The organism is Mesorhizobium sp. P3_B5 (assembly GCF_056402815.1).
On the sequence record NZ_JBFUGR010000001.1, the window covers coordinates 413,203 to 435,904 of the forward strand.

Below are 22,702 nucleotides of genomic sequence, written 5' to 3' on the forward strand. Positions count from 1 at the left end.
TATCAGGCGGAGATGATCTTGGTGTATTCGTCGAGCGCCGGTCCGTAGTTCTTGGCGTACCAGTCCATGTCGAGCGCGATCTGCTTCTTCATGTTTTCGGGATCGACGGGGTTGATGCGCTTCTTGTCGGCGGGGATCAGCGCGTCGGCAGCCGGATTGGCCGGGCCCTGGCCGAGCTTGTCGAACATCACAAGCTGCTTTGCCGGGTCCTGAGCGCTGGCGATGAACTTCATGGCCGCGTCCTTGCCGCCGGGATTGCCCTTGAGCACGGCGAGCGCACCGGGCGAGATCAGGCCCTGGTCCCAGATGAACTTGATCTTGCCGCCCGAGTCCTGCTCGATCAGCGAGGCGCGAGTCGACCAGACGATGGCCATCGAGGCTTCGCCATTGAGCAGCACGCTCTGGCTCTCGGCGCCGCCGCCCCAATAGGCAACGACGTTTTCCTTGAAGGCGGCGATCTTGTCATGCGCGCGCTTGAGGTCGAGCGGATAGAGCGAAGCTGGCGCGATGCCGTCAGCGAGCAGCGCCGCTTCCCAGCTTGACACGCCCCATTTGTAGAGCGAGCGTTTTCCCGGGAACTTCTTCACGTCGAAGAAGTCGGCCATGCCGGTCGGGGCGTCCTTGCCGTACTTCTCGGAATCGTAGGCGATGACATAGGAGAAGAAATAGGTCGAAGCGGCGTATTCCCAGCCAAAACCCTCGCGCATCTTCTTCTTGTCGACGACGGCGTAGTCGATCGGCTCCAGCATGCCTTGGGCGCCGAGCGTGATCGCCGAGAACGGATCGACGTCGACCAGGTCCCAGGTCGGGGCGCCGCTCTTGAACTGTGCGGCGATGGCGCCTTCGGTCGGGCCCGAGCCGTCCATCTTGACGGTGATGCCGGTGTCCTTGGTGAAGGCCTGGCCGTAGGCCGCGTCATAAGCGGTGATGGCGTCGCCGCCCCAGTTCACCAGCACCAATTCCTTCGCCGCGGCAAAGGCACCGGAGGAGCGAAGCAGCATCGGAGTGCCGGCCAGCACAAGTGCGGCGAGCTGGGTGAATTGCCGGCGCGAGATCTCGCCGCGCACGGTCCTGGCCGACAGCACCTCGATGGAGTGTTTCTTGGTTTCATTTGTCATGTCAGTTCCCCTTTTTTCGTTGGTCGTTCAGTTGGTTAGTGTCAACCTTGGAATCATCGCTCGAAGGCTTGCCACTCAAATCGTCATTGTCCTCCGTCCGGAAGCAGGAAACCCTTTTCTGCCGGCCAGGTGAGCCAGACGGAGTTGCCTTTGCTGAGCGCGGCGGCGGCAACCTCGTTCGGCACCGAGACCGTCACCTTGGCGCCTTGCTTCGTGGTCAGGTCGAGCCGCGTCGCGGCGCCGAGATAGGTCGAGGCGATCGCAGTCGCGGCAATGCCGTTCTCGCCCAAGGTCGCTTCACGCGCGATCGACATGTATTCGGGCCGGATCGCCAGGATGGCGTCGCCACGAACTTTTTCGGCCTTGCAGTGCATGGAGACCGCGCGGTCTTCGCACAGGCCCGTCGAGCCATTGTCGGCGGGCCTGACGCCCTTCAGCGGCAGCATGTTGATCTCGCCGAGGAACTCGGCGACGAAGCGGTTGTCCGGCCGGTCGTAGACCTCGTCGGGCGCGCCGACCTGCAGCAATTTGCCGTGGTTGAAGATGGCAACGCGCGACGACAGCGCCAGCGCCTCGCTCTGGTCGTGGGTGACGAAGACGAAGGTGGTGCCGGTCTCCTGGTGCAGCCGTTTCATCTCGGCCTGCATCTGGCCGCGCAGCCCCTTGTCGAGCGCCGAGAACGGCTCGTCGAGCAACAGCACGCCGGGCTCGAACACCAGCGCGCGCGCCAGCGCCACGCGCTGCTGCTGGCCGCCCGACAATTGCGCCGGCAGTTTCTTACCATGGCCGACCAGCCCGACGCGATCGATCATCTCACCGACGCGCCGCTTGATCTCGCCCGCCGATTTCTTGCGCACCTTGAGCGGGAAGGCGATGTTCTGTTCGACGCTCATATGGGGGAACAGCGCATAACCCTGGAACACCATACCGGCGGCGCGCTGCTCGGCCGGCCGGTCGGTGATGTCGACGCCGTCGCTATAGAGGCGGCCATCGCTCGGCTGGACGAAGCCGGCAAGGATCATCAGGAAGGTGGTCTTGCCCGAACCGGAGGGGCCGAGCAGGGTCAGGAACTCGCCGCGGCCGATATTGAGCGACAGATTGTCCAGCGCACGGAACGAGCCGAAGCTCTTGCCGATCCCGATTGCCTTGATCTCTGCGGCCCGGCCGGGTTGCTGCATCCTGCCCTTTCCCTAGCGTTGAACGAAATCGTAGGGCAGGGCGCGGCCTCACCGCAACCGAATAGTTTTCGCCTCATCGGCAAATTTGATTCACGGGTGGCGGGTTTTGGGTCGAATGTCCCTTGCCTCGAGGACGCACTGAAAGTTTGCGTATTTCTACAATCGGTTTTCCGCCATTGCCCATAGGTTGGTCACATCAACGCAGCCGAGAAACGACTGCGGAAACGGCGAGAATTTTCAAGAGGAGAAAACGTCCATGGCCACCCCGACCCCCTTCACCGTCGCCATCCCTGAATCGCAGCTTGCCGACCTCAAGTTTCGCCTTGAGCATACGCGTTGGCCGGATGAGCCTGCGGATGCCGGCTGGATGCTCGGTCCAAACCTGGCCTACATGAAGCGGCTGACCGACCATTGGATCAATGGCTATGACTGGCGCAAGGCCGAGGCAGCCATAAACGCGCTCAACAATTTCAAGGTCGACGTCGATGGAGTCGAACTCCACTTCGTGCATCACCCTTCGAAGAAGAAGGATGCAACACCGCTGCTTCTGCTGCACGGCTGGCCTGATACCTTCTACCGCTACCATAAGGTGATCGAGCCGCTGTCGGAGGATTTTCACGTCGTCGTGCCGTCAATCCCGGGAACCGGTTTCTCCGGCAAGACCGCACTGCCGATGGACAAGGTCACGGACATCTTCGCAAAGCTCATGACGGAAGTGCTTGGCTATGGCAAATTCATCGCCGCCGGCGGCGATGGAGGCTCCGTGATTGCCATGTCGCTGGCCCAGCGGCATCCGGAAAAGCTTTTGGGTTATCACGTCACGGATATCGGCTATCCCGACCACACGACCGATTTCGCCTCGCTGAGCCAGCCGGAGCAAGCCTATGCGGGCGCAATTCAGCGATGGTTCTTCGCCCATGGCGCGTTCAATCTCGTGCAGGCCACCAAACCGCAAAGTCTGGCCTTCGCCATGAATGATTCACCTGTTGGCCTCGCCGCATGGATCATGAGCTTCATGGCCGGCATGGGACTGGGAGACGATGCGGATGCGCGGTTCGGACGTGACGAATTGCTCACCAACATCATGATCACCTGGTTGACCGAAACAGCGGCCTCATCGTTTCGCATCTACAGTCAGAACGCCATGCAGCCGCCAACCATCAAGGGGCTGGACACCAAGGTTCCGGTCGCCGTGGCGACCGAGGCGCCAATCCCGGGCGGTGTGCGGCTGCCGCGCGAATGGGCGGACCGTCAGACCTCCGGCAATGTGGTTCAGTTCCACGACATGGAGACTGCCGGCCATTTCGCAGCCTGGGAGGACCCGGCGTTTTATGCCGGCGACATCAGGCGGTTCGCGGCGCTTCTCAACAAATGACGCGCGGTTTCGTGCTTGTGGACACCGGGGCAAGTCTGTCTTGTTCCGGTGTTCAGATTTTATGGACCGGGTCGAGATTAGAGGGCAGGTGACCCATGATTTTCTTGATGGACTTGATCATGTGCGGTTGGTCGGTGTAGCCGAGATCAGCTGCAACGGAAGCTGAGGCGTCGCCCAGTTTCAGCCGCCTTACAGCCTCCTGCGCTCGCCTGATCAGTTGAAAATCCTTCTGGGTGATGCCGGTCGTCTTCTTGAAATGTTGCTGAACCGACCGGGTCGAGGCAGCCTTGGGCCTCTCGGTGAATGCCTTGGCGACCAGGTCATTGGATTGCAACAGATTTGCCGCAACCATCATCTCGGTAAGCTGTTCGGCATTGCCGAAGGTCGGCAACGGAAGTTCAACACCGTCAAGCCGAAAGACCTCGCCCTCGACCGGCAGCAAGCGTATCGCAGCGCCGGTTCTGACCTCCTTGTCCGTCGCAAGGTAGACATGGGCTGCAAAGGATATGACCACTGAATGTTCGCCGGCCAGGTAGGGAACATCGACCGGCTCGGTGGCCTGCCCGCTCAGGAAGATCGTCGGTCGCCCATCGGGCGAGACACTCAGGATCAGGTCCCAGGAGCCATCGGGAGTCGCTCTGTAGATCCCGTCCGTCAGGCAGACCGTCTGCCAAACCCTGTCGATCCAGGGATGGGGCGAGGAGCGATGCGTATGTTTCTGCGTCATGCCTGTCAGCGTGTTGAAGTACGTTCGAGATTACTCTGCCAATCCGCATCCGTCGCAACAGCGCCGGCCCGCCTCAATACGGCTCGACCCTGTTCTCCGACAGTTTCGACCTCAGCCACCCCCCGAACGCCACCAGCACCGGATGGCTCGCCTTGGCGTGCTCCGAAACCAGGAAATACGACCGCGGCGATTTGATCGCGATGTCGAAGGGGCGCACCAGACGACCCTCGCTCAGCGCCCGGCGGCTGGTCAACTCGTCGCCCATGGCGATGCCCTGGCCGGCGATCGCCGCCGAAAACACGAGGTTCATGTCCGAGAAGAAGATGCCGCCTTCGGTGTCGGGGTTTTCCACCCTGGACAGCGCCAGCCAGCGTGCCCAGTCCTCGGTGTCGCCGAGATGCAAGAGATTGGCGCGCAGCACGTCGGCCGGTTTAGCAAAGCCGCCGACCTTGTTGAGCAAGGTCGGGCTGCACAGCGGCGTGAAGGAAATCTCGCACAGAAGCTCGGCTGCCCGGTTCGGCCAGTTGCCGACGCCGAAGGCGATGAAGGCGTCGGCGTCCGGGTTGCTGACGTCGTCGAGCCGGCGCGGCGTCAGTATGTGCAGCGCGACGTCTGGGTACATCTGCCGGAACTCGCCGATATGCGTGCACAGGAACAGCGAGGCGAAGCCCGGCGTGCAGGAGACGCTGAACGAGCCACCGACCCCGGTGCCGGCATGGCGCGTCACCGCATCACCCAGCACGGTCAGCGCCTTGCGCACGTCGCTGGCATAGCGCTGGCCGCGCGGCGTCAGCGCCACGCCCTTGCCGATGCGCTCCAGGAGGTCGAAGCCGAGGTCGCGCTCCAGCAGGCGAAGCTGGTGGCTGACGGCACTGCGGGTCAGGTGCAGTTCGTCGGCGGCGCGCCACACGCTGCCGTGGCGGGCGAAACTGTCGAGGGCGCGCAGCGCTTGAGTGGAGGGTATTCGCAAGAGGCCTCAGGTGAACCGAATTTGCATGAGCCGGGAAAACATATCACTTTTTGGCTGGCCGCTTCACTGCTTTCTTCTCTGGCCATGGAGAAAGCGCTCACCACATCGGCGCAAGCAACCGCGCTTGCCTGCCTGGATGGCATCCAGCCGTCGCTGTCGGCGTGGACGCGCACCATCTTCGACTTCGGCGAGACCGCGTGGCGCGAATATCAATCCGCTGCCTGGTATGTCGAACGGCTGAAGCGCGAGGGCTTTTCGGTCGAGGAAGGCTCGGGCGGCATGCCAACCGCCTTCTGCGCCCATTGGACCAACGGACCCGGTCCGACCGTTGGCCTATACGCCGAATATGACGCGGTGCCGGGCAATTGCCAGGATGCGGCAACAGTGAAACGGCCGCGCGAGGGCCTCGGTGTCGAGGCCGGCGGCCACACCGATCCGCATTCGGGGCTCGGCATTGCCAGCCTTGGCGGCCTGCTGGCGACCAAGGCGGCGATGCAACGCCACGGTATTGAGGGCACGCTGCGCTTCACCGGCGAGCCGGCGGAGAAAGTGCGCGGATCGAAGCCGATCCATGCGGCCAAGGGCTATTATGACGGCCTTGCCGGCATGATCTCCTTCCATCCCTTCTACATGCTGCCGCTCTGCAACACGGCGCGCTGGGACACGCATTGCGGCGCCGCCTACGCAATGATCTACCGCTTTGTCTGCGACGAACCCGAACACTGGGTTCGCGCAAGCGATGGCGCACCCATCCCGCAGGCACACTCGGCGGTCAGGGCGCCGGGCGCCAATGACGCATTGATGATGATGTACATGGCGTCAAAGGCGCTGCGCGATTCCATGCTGCCGCATCAGGGTGGTTGGTCGATCAGCGAGGCGATCCTGACGGCGGGGCAGGCGACCGCCGACAATCTGCCGGCGGGGTTGGCCGAGATCCAGTACATGCTCCGCGTGCCGACGCTTGCCATGGCCGAACAGGTCACCGCCATGCTCGACCGCAATGCCCAGGCCGCAGCCGCGATGAGCGGCTGCCGGTACGAGCGTCACTGGGTGTCGAAGTCGCGGCCGGGCCTCGCCAACCACGCCATGGCAGGGATCGCCTATGAGGCGCTGTCGACGGTCGGCCCGCCGCGCTGGGACGAAGAGGCGAGAGCCATCGCCCGCGAGATCCAGGTCAATGCCGGTGGTACGGTGACCGAAAACCCTTTCATCGACGAACTGAAGCGGCTGATCGAACCGCAGGACGCCGAAGCGATCCTGCGCCGCGACCTGCCGCCGTCGCAGACAAACTCGACCTCAGACGACTACACCGACATGAGTTGGCACGCGCCGAYGGCCCGCTTCTACGTCGCCCGGCCGGCGCTATGCTCGACAAATGGCCACGCCTATCCGGCCTGGGCAATGAATGCGCTGGGCGGCATTTCGGCGACGATCGATCCAATGGTCAGTTGCGCTGCCAAAACGGTCGCGCTTTCAGCTCTTCGCCTTCTGGAAGACAAGGCCGCCCGCGATGCGGCGATGGATGAATTCGTGGCCCGCACCGGCGGCGGCATTGGCGGTACCAACTGGATCGCGCCGCTTTGCGACTACGACCCGCCGATCCATTTTCGCTGGCCGGAATATGTCACCACCGCGCGTGGACGCGACTGGTGGATACCGAGCAGCCAACCCGACCAAGCCACCTGATCAAAGCACGAGGAGAACCCCATGACCGTTCATGACCGCATCGTCACTGAGCCGTTTTCATTGCAGCGCCGCAACCCGGCCGGCGGCACCAAGCCGCTGACATCATGGGGCTTTGCCAACGAGACCGATGTGCTGACCGACGTGTTGCTCGGATCGCCGAATTTCCTGCGCCATCTCTCGACCAGCTCACTGTCGCGCAAGCATCTGCGCGAAGCTCCCTGCAACGTTCAGATCGCCCAGGCGCAGCACAAGGATCTGGTCGCCGCCTACGAGCATTTCGGCGTCAACATCCACTGGCACGAGCCGACGCCGGAACTGCCGATGCAGGTCTATTCCAGAGATTCCAGCGTCATGACGCCCTACGGCGCCTTCATCACCGCCATGGCCAATTGGTGGCGGCGCGGCGAGAATTATGCCGCCATCCGCACCTATGAAAAACTCGGCATCCCGATCTACGATATGGTGACTGCCGGCACCTTCGAGGGCGGCGACTTCAACGTCATCGAGGAGGGCGTCGTGCTGATCGGCTGCGGCGGCGCCCGCACGCAGGAGGAAGGCGCCCGCCAGGTTCAGGCCTGGTTCGACAAGGAAGGCTGGGAGACCCGCATCGCCTTCATCGACGAATACTATGTCCATATCGACCTGATGGTGGTGCCGATCGCGGAAAAACTGACCGCGGTCTGTCTCGCCTGCACCGAGCCCGGCATCGTCGACTGGCTGAAGGGCAAGGGCCACGAGATCATCGACGTGCCGTTCCAGGACACGATGGCGCTCGGCTGCAACTTCATGTCGCTGGGCAAGGACCGGGTGATCGCGCCGACGTCAAGCAAGGCGCTGATCGGCCAGCTCAAGGCGCGCGGCTTCGAGGTGGCGGCGATCGACATGAGCGAGATTTCCAAGACCGGCGGCGGCATCCACTGCATGGCGCAGGCGCTGAAGCGCGAGCCGGCCTGAGGGAGCTTTCCCCGGTACATTGACACAATGGCCGCAGAGGGGGAGACTCCCGGCATATTAGAGGAGAGAATCTGTGAAAAGAACCTACGAAAAGCCTGAGCTGCGCAAGGCGGGAAAGCTCGGATCGCTTGCTGCCGGCGGCGCATCGAAGGTGCCTTGAGCGTAGCTTGAGGGCAAGGGTGCTGTATTCGCATTGACCTCGCCGGGTTTGAACGGCGGGGCTTTTTTTGTCGCGACGGTCAGCTCGCTGGGTCTCGCAAGATCGACCATCATTCAATCTTTTGCCGGAACTTTGAGTGACAGCTCGAGCAATCCTGCAGGATGAGGTGCAGGAGATGCTCCGCCGGCAGTTTGGCGGGATCGGCTTCCACGGCGCCCGGCCGCTTGCCGAGCAAGCTGCCGCCGCCCATCACCAGGCCGGAACCCATCCTCATGTCGTCGGTGATGCCGGCTGGCGCTCGCCCGGCCTTCTTGGCCAGAGCGCTTGCCAGCGTCCCGATGTGACGGGCCAGCGCCTCGAACTCCGGTCGTGCCTGATCAATCTTCAGCCTGGCGCCCGAAGGCGCGCCCAATGAGGCGCCGGGAAATTCGGCAATGAGGGCAGGGCCGGTGCGGGCGCGGATGGTTTCCGCCGCCGCCTTGAAGGCCGCAGCGTCATAGGCTTGTCTGCCATCGAACATCCCGGCGATCGTCTTGGCTGCTGCTGCCATCTCCTTCATTGAGGCTTGGCGCGCCATGACGATTGCCTCGCTGCCAGCAGCGGCGCCAGCCACCGAAGCGCAGGCAAACGCCAACATCGCAGCGATGGCGGCAGGTCTCACTGAACCAGGCCGGCCAGCTCGTCGATGATCGGGCAGTCCGGCCGCTCGTCGCCGTGGCAGTGGTCGACCAGATGATGCAGCAGATGCCGCAGTCCGGTCAGTTCGGCGATCTTCCTGTCGATCTCCACCAGTTTGGCTTGTGCGACGGCCTTTACATCGGCGCTCTCGCGGTCCTTGTCTTGATAGAGCGACAGCAGTTGGCGGCACTCATCGACCGAAAACCCCAGGCTGCGCGAGCGCTGCAGGAAGCGCAAGCGGTGGATATCTACCGCCGAGTAGTCACGATAGCCGTTGTCTGTCCGGGCGGGGCGCAGAAGGCCGATATCCTCGTAGTAGCGTATCGTCTTCGAGGGCAGGCCGGACTTTTCGGACGCGAGGCCGATGTTCATGGCTGGAATCTCCTTTTGCCGAGAAGAATAGACCTTCCAGCCACTGGAAGGTCAACACGCCGTCGCGGTCTTCTTCAGCGTCATCAAGCCGCCATTTTTCGACCGCATCCGCCGTGGCAGCGGCCTCCTCACGAGCCTCGGTGCTGTCGGTCTGCAATGGCTCCGGCAAAAATCCTACAACTGCGGTTCCTTGACTCGGGACGCAAAAACGGGCAGCAAAGTCGGCTACGGAGAGGATTTAGGCCATTTTGACGGCCGGGGAGGACGCTTTTTGCCATCGATCGCAGTGCAATCGGCGACCGATAGAGTGATTGGTTAACCAAACTTGTCCATCTTTTGAATCAATCGGCAACAGACGCGAAGGGTGCAGGGGGCACCAAGGCGAACTGTGATCGTCACGGCTGCAAGACCGCAGCCGGCAGCCGATTGAGAGTGGTTGTATGGCGTTTGTGCGTTTGAAAGACCGGGGTGACAATCCAGTATCCGGATTGACTTCGATGAGGCCCCGCCTGAGCTGGGTCGCGATTCCGGCCGTTGGCGCCGCGGTCGTTTTATGGTCGGTGGCGACCATGGCCGGCCTCTATTCGGTGGGGACCTCGCTCACCGCTGCTTCAGACAGTCTTCCGCAAAGCCTGGCTCTGCCGCGCACCGTCGCGCTCGCCGATTCCCGGCGCGCCCTTGCCAATTCATGGGCACCGGCGCTGGCCGCAAGCCGGCAGCGCCAGGTGGCCCTGCTCAATCAATGTGACGCCGCTTGCCTGCGCCTGGCGTCGAGCTTCGCGCATGACGGCAAGATGGCAAGGCTGAGGCCGGCGACTGCAGCCAGCGCCACGCCGGCTGCAGTCGCCCCGAATGCCATTGCACAGGTCACGCCGCGTGACGCGCGTTTCGACGGCGTGGTGGCGAAAGCGAAACTGTCGCCGCAAAAGCTGGCTGACGCCTTCGCCCGCGCCGCTTCCCACCCCTCTGGCGCCCCCTTCATGCTTGCCAGCCTGCCGACGGACGCTCGCTTTGCCGAGCCGGTGCGTATGCCGGACAAGCACGGTCCGGCACCGGCGCGCTTCGGGCCGGAGGTCGCGGAAATCGAACGCTCGTCCCGCTTGGCGCTGGCGCATGCCAATACCTTGCCGGAAGTGTCTGTCGATGTGACGCCATCGGTTGCGCTGGCGACGGTGGACCCTGTTGCGCCGCAGGAGCCGCAGCCGGGTGAAGTTCAGCTGGCCTCGCTGCCGCCACAGGATGACCTGCCTGACAACATGCCGTTGCCGGGCCGGCGTCCGCAGGCGGAAATCGATCAGCCGGCCAAGGCCCCCAAGGCCGAAGCTCCGGCCAAGCCCCAATCGCCCAAGGCGGCAAAGGCCCAGACAACCAGGGTCCAGACCGCCGACGCGCCGACGGTCGACGCGCTGCCCGGCGTGCAGTCGATGCGCAGTTCGTCACAGCCGATCGTGCCAACCATAGGCAGCCAGGGCAAGCAGAGCAGCCAGGGCAAGCCCACCAAGCGGTCGAAGGCCCAGGCCGCCGAGATGCTGGCCTATGCCAAGCCCGACATGCCCGAGCGCGGCTCGGGTGGAGTCTTTCGCAACCTGTTCACCAAGCCCAGCATGGGCAATGGCGTCGCCATCTATGACATCTCGGCCAAGACCGTCTACATGCCCGATGGTTCGCGGCTCGAGGCGCATTCCGGGCTGGGTGCGATGGTCGACCAGCCGCGCTATGTCGACCGCAAGAACACTGGTCCGACGCCGCCCGATACATATGACCTGAAGCTGCGTGAATCGCGCTTCCACGGCGTCGAGGCGATCCGCCTCACACCGGTGGGCGGCAACAACAAATATGGCCGCAACGGCCTGCTTGCCCACACCTACATGCTGCGCGGCGGTCGTGCCGAATCCAATGGCTGCGTCGTCTTCAAGGACTATGCCCGCTTCCTCGCCGCCTACAAGAAGGGCAAGATCAAGCGCCTCGTCGTGGTGCCGCGCATGTCCAAGCCCTTGACGCAGGTCGCCCAGGACGGGCGCGGCGCCTGAATCATTTTGGCAGGGTGATCCGCTATCATCCTGTTTGACCATGATATTTCATGGTCTCCATCCAACGCCTTTCCACCCGATTGTCAGCAGCCGGCATTGAAAGCGTTTTCAATTCCGGCTGGGGATACTATGAGTGATCAGGGCGGCTCCCGGCTTCAAACAATCAAGAGGATGTCATGACAATACGCGCTGTCGTTTGGGGCGAGAATATCCATGAGCGGACAAACGAGGTGGTCGCCGGCATCTACCCCGAGGGGATGCATGCGACAATCGCCAACGCGTTGAAGGCCGACCCCAACATATCAGCGTCCTGGGCAACCCTCGAGCAGCCCGAACATGGCCTGCCGGCAGACCGTCTTGCACAAACCGATGTGCTGGTGTGGTGGGGCCACAAGGACCATGGCGCCGTCGCCGACGAAGTGGTCGAGCGCGTGGCGCGCCGGGTCTGGGAAGGCATGGGGCTGATCGTCCTGCATTCCGGCCATTTCTCAAAAATCTTCAAGCGGCTGATGGGCACGCCCTGCACGTTGAAATGGCGCGAGGCCGGCGAGCGCGAGCGGCTGTGGGTGACCAGCCCGAGCCACCCGATCGCTGCCGGGGTGGGCGAGTATTTCGAACTCGAAAACGAGGAAATGTATGGCGAGCAGTTCGCTGTGCCGGAGCCGCTGGAAACGGTCTTCATCTCGTGGTTCCAAGGCGGTGAAGTCTTCCGCTCGGGGCTGACCTACAGAAGGGGCGCGGGCAACATCTTCTATTTCAGGCCCGGCCACGAGACCTATCCGACCTATCACGACGCCAGCGTCCAGAAGGTGCTGCGCAACGCCGTGAACTGGGCGCACAACCCGCAGGGCACCAAGCCCGCGATCCTGGACGCGCCGAACGTGCCGGTCGACAAGGCGCTGGAACCAATCGTCGAGCGCGGCGGCAAGCTGCACGCCTCGGGTGAGGCCGGCTTCCGCTAAACCCAGTAAGAGGGAACAGCGGCTTTCCGTCTGGATTTGCGTCAAAATAACACCTAGACCACATCCGTCCCATCTCATTGAATCGAACCAATTCGCTCGGAGTGCAACAAAATGCGACTTTTGATACTCGGCACCGGCTGGATGGCTCAGGAACACGCCAGGCAATTCGGCAAGATCAAGGGCGTTGAACTGGTCGGCGCCGTCGATGTCGACGCCAAACGCGTCGATGAATTTTCCGACGGCTTCGGCATCCCCAACCGCTTCACCGCGCTGGAGGACGCGCTGGCATGGGGCAAGTTCGACGCGGTGACGAATGTGACGCCCGATCGCATCCACCATCCGACCACCATGGCGCTGATCGCCGCCGGCAAGCCCGTCATGTGCGAGAAGCCGCTGGCCGAAAACTTCGAGAAGGCCAGTGAGATGGCCGACGCCGCCAAACGGGCCGGCATCATCAACATGGTCAACCTGACCTATCGCAATGTCGCGGCGCTGCAGAAGGCGCGCGCCATGGTGCTTGCCGGCGACATTGGCGAGATCAGGCATGTCGAGGCGTCCTATCTGCAGAGCTGGCTGGTGTCCAAATTCTGGGGCGACTGGCGCACCGATCCGAAATGGCTCTGGCGCCTGTCGCGCAGCCACGGCTCCAATGGCGTTCTCGGCGATGTCGGTATCCACATCCTCGATTTCGCCAGCTATGGCGCCGCGCTCGACATCGACCACGTCTTCTGCCGGCTGAAAGCCTTTGACAAGGCGCCCGGCAACCGCATCGGCGAATACGACCTCGACGCAAATGACAGTTTCACCATGGCGCTGGATTTTTCGAACGGCGCCTTCGGCGTCGTCCATGCCAGCCGCTGGGCGACGGGCCATATGAACGAACTGCGCCTGCGCATTTATGGCGACAAGGGTGGCATCGAAGTCGTGCACAATCTGGAAGGTTCGGAGTTGAAAGCGTGCCTGGGCGAGAACATCGAGACGGCCAAATGGCAGGTGCTCGATGCCGGCACGGTGCCGACCAACTACCAGCGCTTTGTCGATGCGGTGAACAGCGGTGTCCAGGCCGAACCATCATTCCACCATGCGGCCGAATTGCAGAAGGTGCTCGACCTTGCCGTCGTCTCAGACGCGAAGCGGACTGAACTGAGGGCAAACGCCGACACGCAGTAGGCTTGGATTCGGCGAGGCGGCGCCGATCTCACGGACCACGCGCAATTCTTTCAATCATTTCTTGAAATGGGAACCAGCCGTTTCATGATCTGATGGCGCCTGCGAACACGGGAGGCGTCATTGACCGACTACATCGGGTTACCGAAAGCCGAAGTGCACATCCACGTCGAGGGCTGCTTCGAGGCCGACGATGTGATCAGGAATTGCGAACAAGCGGGCATTCCGCTGCGTGCACCGCGTGACAGGCTCTTCGAGGCACACGATTTGAAGAGCTTCCTCGAGATGCTCGACTGGCTGTGCGGGACATTTCGGACGCGCGAGCAACTGGCCACCACGGCCTACAAGTTTGCGCAGCGCATGGGCAAGAGCGGTGTGCGTTACGCCGACGTCATCGTCAACCCGACACACTGGCCGCATTGGCAAGGCAACATCCCCGGGATGATCGACGCGTTCGATGCCGGTTTTGCGGCCGCCGAGCAGGACGGGCACCCGCCGGTCGGGCTTTGCGTCAGCCTGCTTCGCACCCAGTCGGCGGCGGAGGCCATCGGACTGGTGGAGTTGCTGAGCGAGATCAGGCACAAGCGGGTCGTTGCGCTTTCGGTCGACGGGAATGAGGCGGCTGCCGGCCGCACCGGCCCACGCTTCGCCGAGGCGTTTCGCCGTGCTGCGGCGGCGGGTCTGCGGCGCACCGTCCATGCGGGGGAGTCGAGCGGCCCGGAGGGCATTCGCGACGCAATCGAACTGCTTGGCGCCGACCGCATCGACCACGGTGTCAGGGCGATCGAGGACCCGGAGCTTGTCGACTTGCTGGCGCAGAGGCAGATTCCCCTGGGCATCTGCCCGATCTCCAACGTGGCGCTCGGCGTCTATCCGTCGCTTGCCGAACATCCGATCGATGCCCTGCGCAAGGCCGGCGTCCCCGTCTCGATTAACACAGATGATCCGGCGCTGCTCGACACGACCCTCGAAGCATCTTATGCCGCCTGCACTGAGGCCTTCGCGTGGGACGCTGAAACCATCCGCCAGCTCGCTGCGACATCGCTGCGCGCAAGCTATGCCGATCCCGCGGTGAAGGCGCAAAGTCTGGCGGATCTGGCGGCCTGGCAGGCTTGACAAGCCCGCTGTCGACTCGTGTGCAGGAGGGCGCCGACGCGCCTGACGAGGCGAAGCTCAGCGGCCCCAAAGCGTCCTTCCGCCACGCCGCCGAACTGCATAAGGTTGCTCGATCTCTCGTTGGTCTCGCATGGGAAACGGGCGGAGCTGAAAGGAGCCAGCCATGACAACGCGCCGCGCCGAATGTTCCTGCGGCCAGCTTTCAGCCACCTGTTCGGGCGAGCCGGTCCGTATCTCGGTGTGTCACTGCCTGGACTGCAAACGCCGCACGGGCAGCGCCTTCAGCTACAATGTCCGCTTCGTGGAGGGTGACGTATCGGTCCAGGGGCGAGCTGCGGAATTCATGCGCACTGGCGACCAGGGCGGCCGCGTCATCTACAGCTTCTGCCCGGATTGCGGCACCAATGTTCACTACCGGATCGACACCCAGCCCGGCGTGATCGCCATTCCCGTGGGCGCCTTCGCCGATCCGTCGTTCCCGCCGCCCTTCCAATCCTTCTACCACGACACCAGGCGCTGCGAGTGGGTCGAGATCAAAGCCGAGCCTTTGGCAAGGCTCGGCTGAAGACGCAGTCAACCTGCCGGTGGGACTGCGACCCCGGCGTAGTGACTTCCGAGCTGCCAGAAGAGCAGCGGAAATCGCGTTCGCTCCTCATGAACGAGCCTGAAGCCGGCCCCGTCAATCAGACCTAATGGGTCGCGATTGAGGTGGCAGCCGCCGGCAAGCGCTCCCCACATCCGGTTCAGGCGCTCCTGCCACCTGCGGCAACGCGGCCCAGCGGCCTGGCCGTGCTCGATGAAGATCAGCCGGCCCGTGGACTTCAAGATGCGCCGGATTTCGCTCAGCGCCGCCTCAGGGTCCGGAATGGTGCAGAAAGCGTAGGTGACGACGACCGTGTCGGCAAAATCATCGGCCAATGGCAGGGTCTCGCCGCGGGCCCGGAGGCATTCGACATCGAACGGCATGGAACGGCTCTTCGGTTCGGCCAAGCCGAGCATTGTGCCGTCGGGATCGACGCCCACCAGCCGCTCCACTTTGGCGGAATCGTAGTAGGGAAGGTTCAGGCCGGACCCGAAGCCGACTTCCACAACAATGCCCTCTGCCTGTGGGATCATGTGCCTTCGCATGTGCGCGAATGCGTTGGCCGAACAGCCGGCGTGGACGAAGTAGGGAGCAACGCAGCGTGCGTACCAGGAGAGACAGGATTGGCACATATCTCAGCCTCCCTGTCGAGCGTCGATAAGGCCGCCATCTTCGGCAACAGCCGCGGACGTGCAATGATGGGTGAGAGTATTGACCAGTGACATTTATCGCTCCAAGTCTGTCTTCAGACGGGCCACATCGGCCCAACGTCGTGGGGATAGGTAGAAGGTCTGCGTCCCCTCAACGTCCCCGCCCGGCACATACGGATCCATGGAGCGATTGCAGTTCCGACTTTTGGGTTTTCCGGAGTTCCGTCTGAACGGGCGGCGGGTGGAACTTGCCTTGCGCAAGGCGGCAGCGCTCCTAATCTACCTCGCCGAGGCCGCTGGGCCTGTGGCGCGTGAGGTCGCAGCCACGCTCCTGTGGCCCGAAACCGACGAGGAAGCCGCACGCGCACGACTTCGGCGCACGCTGTATAAGATTCGCATCGCGTTCGGCAGCGAGGTTATCGCTGCCAGCGGAACATCGCTAAGCCTGCATCCGTCGCTGTCCGTTGAGGTCGACTCAAGGGTTTTCGAGCATGCCTGTGATCTCGGTCCCCTCAACCAGGCAGCTGACCTCTATAAGGGCGACTATCTCGCCGGCTTCTCTCTGCCGGACTGCATGGAATTCGAGGAGTGGGTCTTCTTCAGGCGCGAGGCCCTGCGCAGCCGGCTGGTACAGGCGCTGGAGCGGCTCGTCGAAGCGAAGATTGCCGGCGGTGAGCCCCGCGCCGCGGTAGTGCATGCGACGCGCCTGACGAGGTTGGACCCTTTGAGCGAAAGCGCGCACCGTCACCTGATCCGTGCGCACCTGACGGCCGGGGACAGGGCGGCAGCCGAGCGCCAGGCCGAAACCTGTGTCAGGCTGCTGCGGGACGAACTCGGCATCGCGCCGGACCCCACAACGCTTGCCATGCTGCATGGGCCAACTCACGATGCCACCTTGGACATGCCCAGAACGCGCTATGTCGAAGTGGGTGGCATCCATATCGCCTACCAAATCGTCGGCAAGGGCTTGATGGACATCGTGCTTGTTCCGGGGTTCATTTCGCATGTCGAAAGGGTCTGGGAAGACAGGAGCTGCCGTGCCTGGATCACCGCGGTTTCGCGTCTTGGCCGCCTGATCCTTTTCGACCGGCGAGGCATGGGACTTTCCGACCGTGTCGGTGCCCGCCCGACCGTCGAAGCGACAGCGCAGGATATTCTGGCGGTCATGAACGCGGCCGGCAGCCGAAGGGCCTTGCTCATCGGCGCGTCAGAAGGTGGCCCGGGTTGTGTCCGTTTTGCCGTAAACCACTCTGATCGCCTGATCGGTCTGGTTCTGTGGGGCTCCCTGGCGAAAGGCAGTCGCGCACCCGACTATCCCTTTGCCCTGACCGTCGCGCAATACGATCTGTGGAAGCAACGGCTGCTCGCCGGTTGGGGTGGCCCGGCGGAAATCGAAACTTTCGCCCCAAGCCTGACCGCAGACCGCCAGGCGCAGAGCTGGTGGGCTGGGTTGCTCAGGGCAGCCTCCAGTCCCGGCGCGGTCGCGGGCCTGCTGGAAGCGCTACGCGATACCGATGTCCGTCATCTCCTTGCAAAAGTTTCGGCAAGGACGATTGTTCTGCACCGCTCCGGCGACCGCGCCGTGCGCATCGAAGCCGGGCGCTTCCTCGCCGCCAACATCCCAGGCGCGAAGTTCATCGAGGTCGCCGGCAACGATCACTGGTTCTGGGTCGGCGACCAGCAGCCGCTGCTCGATAGCATTGGCGCGATTGCACGACGCAGCTGATCGCTCAGCCGGGGACGATCAGGGGACACCCCCTGTGCAGGGTAGCGCTCACAACTCTTGATGTCAGTTGTGAAGCAGAGGTTATTGCGCGCCCGGCAAAAGGAGCGATCATGTTTGCTGTCTCTGAAGACGGAACCCGCATTGCCTATGAAGTGGTCGGGACTGGAAGACCGCTGGTGCTGCTGCACGGCTTTACAGCGGATCACACGATTTGGCGTGAAGTGGGCTACGTCGAGCGGTTGGTGGCATTTGGGCGGCAACTGATACTGATCGACGGGCGCGGTCACGGCAGAAGTGACAAGCCGCACGTGCCCGACTGGTATGATCTCGGGCGATGCGCAACAGACGTCGCGGCCGTTCTGGATGACATCGGGGCAGTAGATGCAGACATCTGCGGGCATTCTCTGGGTGGTACGATTGCCCTGGCGTTTGCCGCCCACTACCGGAACCGGGTGCGCTCGCTTGTTGTCAACGGCGCGCATCCCTTCGGGCAGGATTTGCGTCTGCTGCGGGCAGCCGTGAACGTTGGCATGGAACCCTGGATCTCGTATCTGCGCACCGAGAACTGGCCGTTGACAGACGGGAACGTCAGGCAGCTCAGATGCAATGATCTTGAGGCCTTGCGGGCATGCGTAGCGCTTGATCGGGCCGATCGGTCGGCACCGCTCGTCAGCTTTGATCGACCGATACTTGCCATCAGCGGAGAGGCCGATCCGTTGTGTCGGAAGGTTCGTGATTTTGCAGCCTTTGCCGGCGCCGACTATTTCGAACTCGCCGGATGCAATCATTTCCAGGCGTTTTTGGCGGTCGACCCGGTATGCGCGCGCATGGAAGAGTTTCTGTCGCTGCTCTAGTGCCTCAGAATCCTGCTCTGCTGCCTCGCCGGTTCTGACAGCAGGCAGGAGATATTTCCTCGGTTGGAAGCTGAGGGACTTTGTAATGGCCTGATAAATCAAATCTTCAGGATCACCTGACATGCTTGCCCATGGCCGACGACCGGATGGCTCGGATGAATGTCCAGGTGAAACCAGCTTATGGGTCCGCCGACTGTGTCGGATAGGATTCATCTCGACGTGCAGGATGATCCTGCCATAATTGCGGAAGTCGAGCGGCAGCTGGCGCGCCGCACGCGCGATATCCGCCTCAAAGGCGAGATCAAGCGCCTATTTCGAGCCCGTGTGTGGTCACAAACAGCGAAGATCATCCGGGCCTGGATGATCTGGGTGGCATTTTTGGATGTGCTGACCCTGGCGCTCGACATGTTGATGCTTCCAAAGGCGATCGCGTTCTCGATGCTCCTGCCTGGCGCCATCATTCCGCCGGTCGTCATGATTGTCGTCCTGCTCTGGCGAAAACCGCAGGCGCCCTGGCTCCAGGGGGCTTCGCTGATTGCAGGCATGTTCCTCATCTTGTTGTCAGTCGCCCTGGTCGGGGTCAGCGCTGGTGGCGAGTTCTACGAACGGCACCTGAACATCATGCTGTTCGTGGCCATTACAGCCATCATCATCTTCGGCATCCCGCTGGCCTGGACGATGACTATTGCCGCCTCCGCGCTCGGTCTCTATCTCGTTTTTCAGCTGCAGAACCCGGGTATCGAATTTGGAAGCGCCGCGGCTGCGACGCTGTTTTTCACCAGCGGGATCATCGCAACGATCGCCGCGCGGCGCATCATGACAATTCTCGCCCAGAAGACCTTCCTGTTTGAGCTTCGCGACCGCCACAGAGTCGCCGAACTGGCGGAAGCGAATGATCGGCTTCAGCAACTGGCGAGCACCGATCCGCTCACCGGCATTGCCAACCGGCGCTGGATGACAGAGCTGCTCGACCTCCTTTGGGCCGATGGCGGAACATGCCCCGGCGGCGCCGCCATGCTGATGTGCGACATCGATGACTTCAAGAAGCTGAACGATCGCCTCGGCCATGCCGAGGGCGATCGCTGTCTGGTCGAGGTCGCCCGCATTATCAAGGAAAACGTCAGGCGCGATAACGATCTCGTGGCCCGATACGGCGGCGAAGAATTCCTGGTGCTCCTGCCTGGTGTAGACAATGAAGAGGCCATCTCTGTGGCCGAGAGAATTCGCCAGAGCGTTGAGGCCGCCGCTTTTCCCAATCCTGCATCCCGCGTGTCGCGGCGCGTCACCCTCAGCATTGGAGTTGCAGTTCAGAGGGCTGACGAGGCCATCTCACCGGAGCAGTTACAGCGACAGGCGGATGCGGCGCTCTATCTCGCCAAGCAAACCGGCCGCAACCGAGTGCTGCTCCACAAACCGGAGCCGTTCGCGCGCAAGCATATTCAGTCGACGCGGTGATGCCAGCCCGCAACGCGATGGCAGAATAGTCGCTTCGCGGTGCCGTCTTCGTCCAACCCAGCCATCGGCAACAGCCGACATATTGAGTTTTGACTCCTACGCTTACCCGCGAGCACGCGATGGAACACAACATCTCGATGAAGCTCAGGGTTGGCGTCAACAGTGGGCCAGTGGTCGCCGGCGTCATTGGGAAGAGTAAGTACATCTATGATTTGTGGGGTGACACAGTGAACCTGGCGAGCCGCATGGAGTCTGGCGGAGTTCCCGACTCTGTTCAGGTGACGCGCCCCGTCTACGAACAGCTCAAGGACCAATTCGTCTTCGAGCCGCGCGGCGCCATCGAAGTCAAAGGCAAGGGAAAAGTGGAAGCCTGGGTATTGAGATTTTAGTCGCGGGGGCAGCTCCGATGCCGGCTTGCCCTCCACCTGTCCGCCGTCAATGGGTTTCGCGGGCGCGACTGGGCGTCCTGAGGGGAGCGGACCCGAATGTCCGCTTCGCGCCTCATACAGTCATAGAGTTCATTTTTGCGGTAGCCAGAAGCAGACATAGCCGACGACCGTTCTGGGGGCCACGGTTGCGCCAGTTGCCGACCTGCGGCGCCTGGCGCGCGACCTGGATATCCAGATCGGCATCGTCTGCGAGCTGGTTTCCCATCCATCGCAGCTACCGGAGGTGCTGGAGGCCGCGATCCGCACCGCGATCGGGCGGCGCGGTGTGGCGGTGGTCGTCATCCCTGGCGACGTTGCGATTCAGAAATACGAGGCGCCTTTCTCGGCGCCCGTCGCTCCCGCAATCCGACAGCCGGTCGTCGTTCAACTCGATCCGCTCGCCGACCTGCTCAACCGAGCACCGCCCTGAACCCTGAGTCGTTCTGGCGGAGACGTTCCTCGATCCATTGCGCCGTGCGGTCGTAGGCGTCCGAAAACAACTCGGAATGCCGACTCCAATCCATGAAGGTGCTCGAAACCTGCGGACAGACCAAGACATCCTCGTCGCCGGCGGCAATGTCCTGCGGCCCGTGTGCCAGGATACTCGCAGCAATAACCTGAAGCATGCTCGGAACCTGCGGCAGGCGGGCACGGCCGAAAGGGTTCAGCAGGGCGATCGCAAGTTCCGATCTTCCGGGGATGCGGTCATAGTCGATGTGGTATTTTTGCGGTGCACTGGACCCAAAGCTCACGATGACATTGGGGCCGGTCTTGAGTTCCCTCATCTGTTCCAGCGGCAAATTGTTCATGATGGCGCCGTCCACCAGCATATCGCCGTCAGCCGTAAAGAACGGCGGCAGGACACCCGGGAGCGAGCCGGATGCCCGAACGGCTTGCCAGAGTTTTCCACGACGGTGGACATGGGGCTGACGGCTGCTCAGATTGCTCGAAAGCGCAAAGAACGGAAACCAAAGATCTTCGATCAGAACGTCGCCGTATTCCTCCCGAAGGGCTCGATCGAAGGCTTTGTGATCCAGAAGCGCGAAACGCGGCCAGGTGGGGCGCCGAAACGCCCGACTCTTGACAAATACGTTGTGCGTGCCGCGGTCGATCTGCTCCGCGTCCAGCCCTCTTGCGAAGCCGGCCATCATCGCCGCTCCGGAACTCGTCCCGCCGAGATAGTCGAAGCGCCCGCCCGCCTCGACGAAGGCCTTGTAAACGCCCAGATGGGCGCTGCCCAGGGACCCACCTCCCGCCGCCACGAAGCCACGTGCCTTGCAGGAAATAAATCGGACCAGGCGCTGGATATCAGACGCGTCCTCCAGCGCAACATGATGATGCTGGCCGACATGGGGGCGCTCATCGAGCCACGCAGAGGTGCCGGAGACCGCAGCCGAGCGATTGTCGTGAATTAAGACAAGCCGACCGGTCGATGGTGGATGGACCGATAGCGCCAATTCCTCGGACGTGTTCAAGCGAGGCGAGGAGGACGCGTTCGCTAGCAGCAGGACGGTATCGGCCTGGCGAATGCAGACTCGTGTCCATTCATTAGGTTCTTCATCCGCGACGTAGACAACGAATTCAGCTTGCGCCTCCAGTTCGTTCAACCAGTTAAGGACCGGCTGGTCGTCGATCGGACGACCTGCGAACTTCGCGTGGACGTCAAGCCGGGATACGAACTGAGCGCGCGTGACCGCGGCGAACTCTTGCTGTAGGTGCCGGATGAAAACCGGTGAGATGCGACTTCCGCCGGCTGCAATGATGGCAAGCGTTCGGATTTTGGCAGGTTTCTGGAGACGTGACAAAATCGGAGATTGCGTGGCGAACCGGCGCGCCAGAGATATTGTGACCGCCTCTCTCAGGTTCGGCAGAGCCTCGGCCGCCTTCTCGAAATGACTACGACTGATTTCAAGGACGATCGAATCGCGCGCTGCAACGACAGTGGCCGTACGGGGCAGCCCTGCAAAGAAACCAATTTCGCCGACTAGTTCACCCTGCGCGATCTCTGCGACCGAGCCAATCCGATCTCCTTTGTGTACCGTAAAGCGACCGGACAGCACGACGAAGAACCTGTCCGATGGATCGCCTTCACGAACCAGGACCTCACCGCGCCTTAGGACCCGACGGTCGGATTCGGCAGCCAAAGCCTCGAGCGCCAGCAACGACGCACGATCGAACATCAATGTCGCCGACATTAACCTCGCGGCGAGAGAGTCGGCGGAGGACATTTTGAGCCATCCGGGGAATGCATTCGCTTCGGTATTGTATCCTGTACCGCTCGTGTTTGCAGCATCGCAAGGCGATCCGAGCCGAACCGCAAAATTGCCGGGCCGGCGCCGTCTATGGATCAAATTCTGATGTGCCGACCCTTATGCGAAGCATTGGCTTCACTATGGCATCTGCGAGGCGTTCGATCCGCGGCAACTGGTGGGATTCGCCAGGCCATCTCGAAGGCGCGCCGTCGCTGCGGACGCTTCTGACTATCCGAGGCCCGAAGCTGCGGTCAGCTCTCG

At 62.5% G+C, this 22,702-nt stretch carries 19 protein-coding genes and 2 pseudogenes; 13 read left to right on the forward strand and 8 right to left on the reverse strand.

What is annotated here, in order from left to right; all coding sequences use genetic code 11:
* Nucleotides 1–2: 2 nt before the first annotated feature.
* On the reverse strand, nt 3–1,118 hold the full coding sequence (locus AC1DVW_RS02045; protein ID WP_477320869.1) for an ABC transporter substrate-binding protein: 1,116 nt from the start codon (nt 1,116–1,118) through the stop codon (nt 3–5).
* Between the two features lie 83 nt (nt 1,119–1,201).
* Nucleotides 1,202–2,296: an ABC transporter ATP-binding protein gene (locus AC1DVW_RS02050; RefSeq protein ID WP_477248112.1), complete on the reverse strand. Its 1,095-nt coding sequence runs from the start codon at nt 2,294–2,296 to the stop codon at nt 1,202–1,204.
* A gap of 256 nt (nt 2,297–2,552) precedes the next feature.
* On the opposite strand from AC1DVW_RS02050, the gene AC1DVW_RS02055 reads away from it, so the two are divergent.
* Nucleotides 2,553–3,671 carry an epoxide hydrolase family protein gene (locus tag AC1DVW_RS02055; protein WP_477277512.1) on the forward strand — a complete coding sequence of 373 codons (1,119 nt, stop codon included), beginning with the start codon at nt 2,553–2,555 and terminating at the stop codon, nt 3,669–3,671.
* 52 nt (nt 3,672–3,723) lie between these two features.
* Here AC1DVW_RS02055 and AC1DVW_RS02060 read toward each other — a convergent pair whose 3' ends face one another.
* Together AC1DVW_RS02060 and AC1DVW_RS02065 are read right to left on the reverse strand one after the other, a co-directional pair.
* Nucleotides 3,724–4,398: a helix-turn-helix domain-containing protein gene (locus AC1DVW_RS02060; RefSeq protein WP_477320870.1), complete on the reverse strand. Its 675-nt coding sequence runs from the start codon at nt 4,396–4,398 to the stop codon at nt 3,724–3,726.
* Between the two features lie 73 nt (nt 4,399–4,471).
* Nucleotides 4,472–5,368, reverse strand: a complete 897-nt coding sequence (locus AC1DVW_RS02065) for a LysR substrate-binding domain-containing protein (protein ID WP_477320871.1) — start codon at nt 5,366–5,368, stop codon at nt 4,472–4,474.
* An 84-nt stretch (nt 5,369–5,452) separates the two neighbouring features.
* Here AC1DVW_RS02065 and AC1DVW_RS02070 point away from each other — a divergent pair, with 84 nt between their 5' ends.
* Together AC1DVW_RS02070 and AC1DVW_RS02075 are read left to right on the forward strand one after the other, a co-directional pair.
* Complete coding sequence (locus AC1DVW_RS02070; protein WP_477320872.1) at nt 5,453–7,054, forward strand: zinc-binding metallopeptidase family protein; 1,602 nt, start codon at nt 5,453–5,455, stop codon at nt 7,052–7,054.
* 21 nt (nt 7,055–7,075) lie between these two features.
* Nucleotides 7,076–8,008: a dimethylarginine dimethylaminohydrolase family protein gene (locus AC1DVW_RS02075; protein ID WP_477320873.1), complete on the forward strand. Its 933-nt coding sequence runs from the start codon at nt 7,076–7,078 to the stop codon at nt 8,006–8,008.
* A gap of 269 nt (nt 8,009–8,277) precedes the next feature.
* Here AC1DVW_RS02075 and AC1DVW_RS02080 read toward each other — a convergent pair whose 3' ends face one another.
* Nucleotides 8,278–8,745, reverse strand: a complete 468-nt coding sequence (locus AC1DVW_RS02080; RefSeq protein ID WP_477320874.1) for a cytochrome c — start codon at nt 8,743–8,745, stop codon at nt 8,278–8,280.
* Between the two features lie 80 nt (nt 8,746–8,825).
* Nucleotides 8,826–9,218: a Cu(I)-responsive transcriptional regulator gene (gene cueR, locus AC1DVW_RS02085; RefSeq protein WP_477320875.1), complete on the reverse strand. Its 393-nt coding sequence runs from the start codon at nt 9,216–9,218 to the stop codon at nt 8,826–8,828.
* Between the two features lie 497 nt (nt 9,219–9,715).
* Between cueR and AC1DVW_RS02090 the strand changes: the two genes are divergently transcribed.
* The 5 genes from AC1DVW_RS02090 to AC1DVW_RS02110 all read left to right on the forward strand — a co-directional run bounded on the left by AC1DVW_RS02090 (nt 9,716) and on the right by AC1DVW_RS02110 (nt 15,058).
* Nucleotides 9,716–11,248 carry a DUF2778 domain-containing protein gene (locus AC1DVW_RS02090; protein WP_477320876.1) on the forward strand — a complete coding sequence of 511 codons (1,533 nt, stop codon included), beginning with the start codon at nt 9,716–9,718 and terminating at the stop codon, nt 11,246–11,248.
* Between the two features lie 176 nt (nt 11,249–11,424).
* A complete protein-coding gene (locus AC1DVW_RS02095) occupies nt 11,425–12,210 on the forward strand; it encodes a ThuA domain-containing protein (protein WP_477320877.1) in 786 nt (261 codons plus the stop codon).
* 111 nt (nt 12,211–12,321) lie between these two features.
* Nucleotides 12,322–13,380, forward strand: a complete 1,059-nt coding sequence (locus AC1DVW_RS02100; RefSeq protein ID WP_477277527.1) for a Gfo/Idh/MocA family protein — start codon at nt 12,322–12,324, stop codon at nt 13,378–13,380.
* Nucleotides 13,381–13,500: 120 nt separating this feature from the next.
* Complete coding sequence (gene add / locus AC1DVW_RS02105; protein ID WP_477320878.1) at nt 13,501–14,493, forward strand: adenosine deaminase; 993 nt, start codon at nt 13,501–13,503, stop codon at nt 14,491–14,493.
* 163 nt (nt 14,494–14,656) lie between these two features.
* A complete protein-coding gene (locus AC1DVW_RS02110; RefSeq protein ID WP_477320879.1) occupies nt 14,657–15,058 on the forward strand; it encodes a GFA family protein in 402 nt (133 codons plus the stop codon).
* Nucleotides 15,059–15,066: 8 nt separating this feature from the next.
* Here AC1DVW_RS02110 and AC1DVW_RS02115 read toward each other — a convergent pair whose 3' ends face one another.
* A complete protein-coding gene (locus AC1DVW_RS02115; protein WP_477320880.1) occupies nt 15,067–15,609 on the reverse strand; it encodes a class I SAM-dependent methyltransferase in 543 nt (180 codons plus the stop codon).
* 298 nt (nt 15,610–15,907) lie between these two features.
* Between AC1DVW_RS02115 and AC1DVW_RS02120 the strand changes: the two genes are divergently transcribed.
* The 5 genes and pseudogenes from AC1DVW_RS02120 to AC1DVW_RS02140 all read left to right on the forward strand — a co-directional run.
* The gene (locus AC1DVW_RS02120) at nt 15,908–17,452 is read left to right on the forward strand and encodes a bifunctional AfsR/SARP family transcriptional regulator/alpha/beta hydrolase (RefSeq protein WP_477320881.1); all 1,545 of its coding nucleotides are present in this window, start codon (nt 15,908–15,910) and stop codon (nt 17,450–17,452) included.
* Between the two features lie 110 nt (nt 17,453–17,562).
* On the forward strand, nt 17,563–18,306 hold the full coding sequence (locus AC1DVW_RS02125) for an alpha/beta fold hydrolase (protein WP_477248081.1): 744 nt from the start codon (nt 17,563–17,565) through the stop codon (nt 18,304–18,306).
* A 180-nt stretch (nt 18,307–18,486) separates the two neighbouring features.
* Entirely contained in the window at nt 18,487–19,761 is a 1,275-nt protein-coding gene (locus AC1DVW_RS02130) for a GGDEF domain-containing protein (protein ID WP_477320882.1), read from the forward strand.
* 101 nt (nt 19,762–19,862) lie between these two features.
* Nucleotides 19,863–20,150: pseudogene (locus tag AC1DVW_RS02135) on the forward strand (adenylate/guanylate cyclase domain-containing protein); the annotation flags it as partial.
* A 247-nt stretch (nt 20,151–20,397) separates the two neighbouring features.
* Nucleotides 20,398–20,604, forward strand: a pseudogene (locus tag AC1DVW_RS02140) (ubiquinone-dependent pyruvate dehydrogenase); the annotation flags it as partial.
* Here the strand turns inward: AC1DVW_RS02140 and AC1DVW_RS02145 are convergent.
* Nucleotides 20,600–22,417, reverse strand: coding sequence for a patatin-like phospholipase family protein (locus AC1DVW_RS02145; RefSeq protein WP_477320883.1), 1,818 nt, complete (start codon nt 22,415–22,417; stop codon nt 20,600–20,602). The pseudogene AC1DVW_RS02140 and the gene AC1DVW_RS02145 sit on opposite strands and share 5 nt — an antisense overlap.
* Nucleotides 22,418–22,702 lie beyond the last annotated feature (285 nt).

Excerpts from the sequence above, each read along its gene's own strand:
- AC1DVW_RS02125 (WP_477248081.1), top strand. The coding sequence starts at position 17,563 with ATGTTTGCTGTCTCTGAAGACGGAACCCGCATTGCCTATGAAGTGGTC.
- AC1DVW_RS02095 (WP_477320877.1), top strand. The coding sequence starts at position 11,425 with ATGACAATACGCGCTGTCGTTTGGGGCGAGAATATCCATGAGCGGACA.
- AC1DVW_RS02130 (WP_477320882.1), top strand. The coding sequence starts at position 18,487 with ATGGGTCCGCCGACTGTGTCGGATAGGATTCATCTCGACGTGCAGGAT.
- AC1DVW_RS02075 (WP_477320873.1), top strand. The coding sequence starts at position 7,076 with ATGACCGTTCATGACCGCATCGTCACTGAGCCGTTTTCATTGCAGCGC.
- AC1DVW_RS02045 (WP_477320869.1), bottom strand. The coding sequence starts at position 1,118 with ATGACAAATGAAACCAAGAAACACTCCATCGAGGTGCTGTCGGCCAGG.
- AC1DVW_RS02080 (WP_477320874.1), bottom strand. The coding sequence starts at position 8,745 with ATGGCGCGCCAAGCCTCAATGAAGGAGATGGCAGCAGCAGCCAAGACG.
- AC1DVW_RS02120 (WP_477320881.1), top strand. The coding sequence starts at position 15,908 with ATGGAGCGATTGCAGTTCCGACTTTTGGGTTTTCCGGAGTTCCGTCTG.
- AC1DVW_RS02060 (WP_477320870.1), bottom strand. The coding sequence starts at position 4,398 with ATGACGCAGAAACATACGCATCGCTCCTCGCCCCATCCCTGGATCGAC.
- cueR (WP_477320875.1), bottom strand. The coding sequence starts at position 9,218 with ATGAACATCGGCCTCGCGTCCGAAAAGTCCGGCCTGCCCTCGAAGACG.
- AC1DVW_RS02115 (WP_477320880.1), bottom strand. The coding sequence starts at position 15,609 with ATGATCCCACAGGCAGAGGGCATTGTTGTGGAAGTCGGCTTCGGGTCC.
- AC1DVW_RS02100 (WP_477277527.1), top strand. The coding sequence starts at position 12,322 with ATGCGACTTTTGATACTCGGCACCGGCTGGATGGCTCAGGAACACGCC.
- AC1DVW_RS02055 (WP_477277512.1), top strand. The coding sequence starts at position 2,553 with ATGGCCACCCCGACCCCCTTCACCGTCGCCATCCCTGAATCGCAGCTT.
- AC1DVW_RS02050 (WP_477248112.1), bottom strand. The coding sequence starts at position 2,296 with ATGCAGCAACCCGGCCGGGCCGCAGAGATCAAGGCAATCGGGATCGGC.
- AC1DVW_RS02110 (WP_477320879.1), top strand. The coding sequence starts at position 14,657 with ATGACAACGCGCCGCGCCGAATGTTCCTGCGGCCAGCTTTCAGCCACC.
- AC1DVW_RS02090 (WP_477320876.1), top strand. The coding sequence starts at position 9,716 with ATGAGGCCCCGCCTGAGCTGGGTCGCGATTCCGGCCGTTGGCGCCGCG.
- AC1DVW_RS02145 (WP_477320883.1), bottom strand. The coding sequence starts at position 22,417 with ATGTCCTCCGCCGACTCTCTCGCCGCGAGGTTAATGTCGGCGACATTG.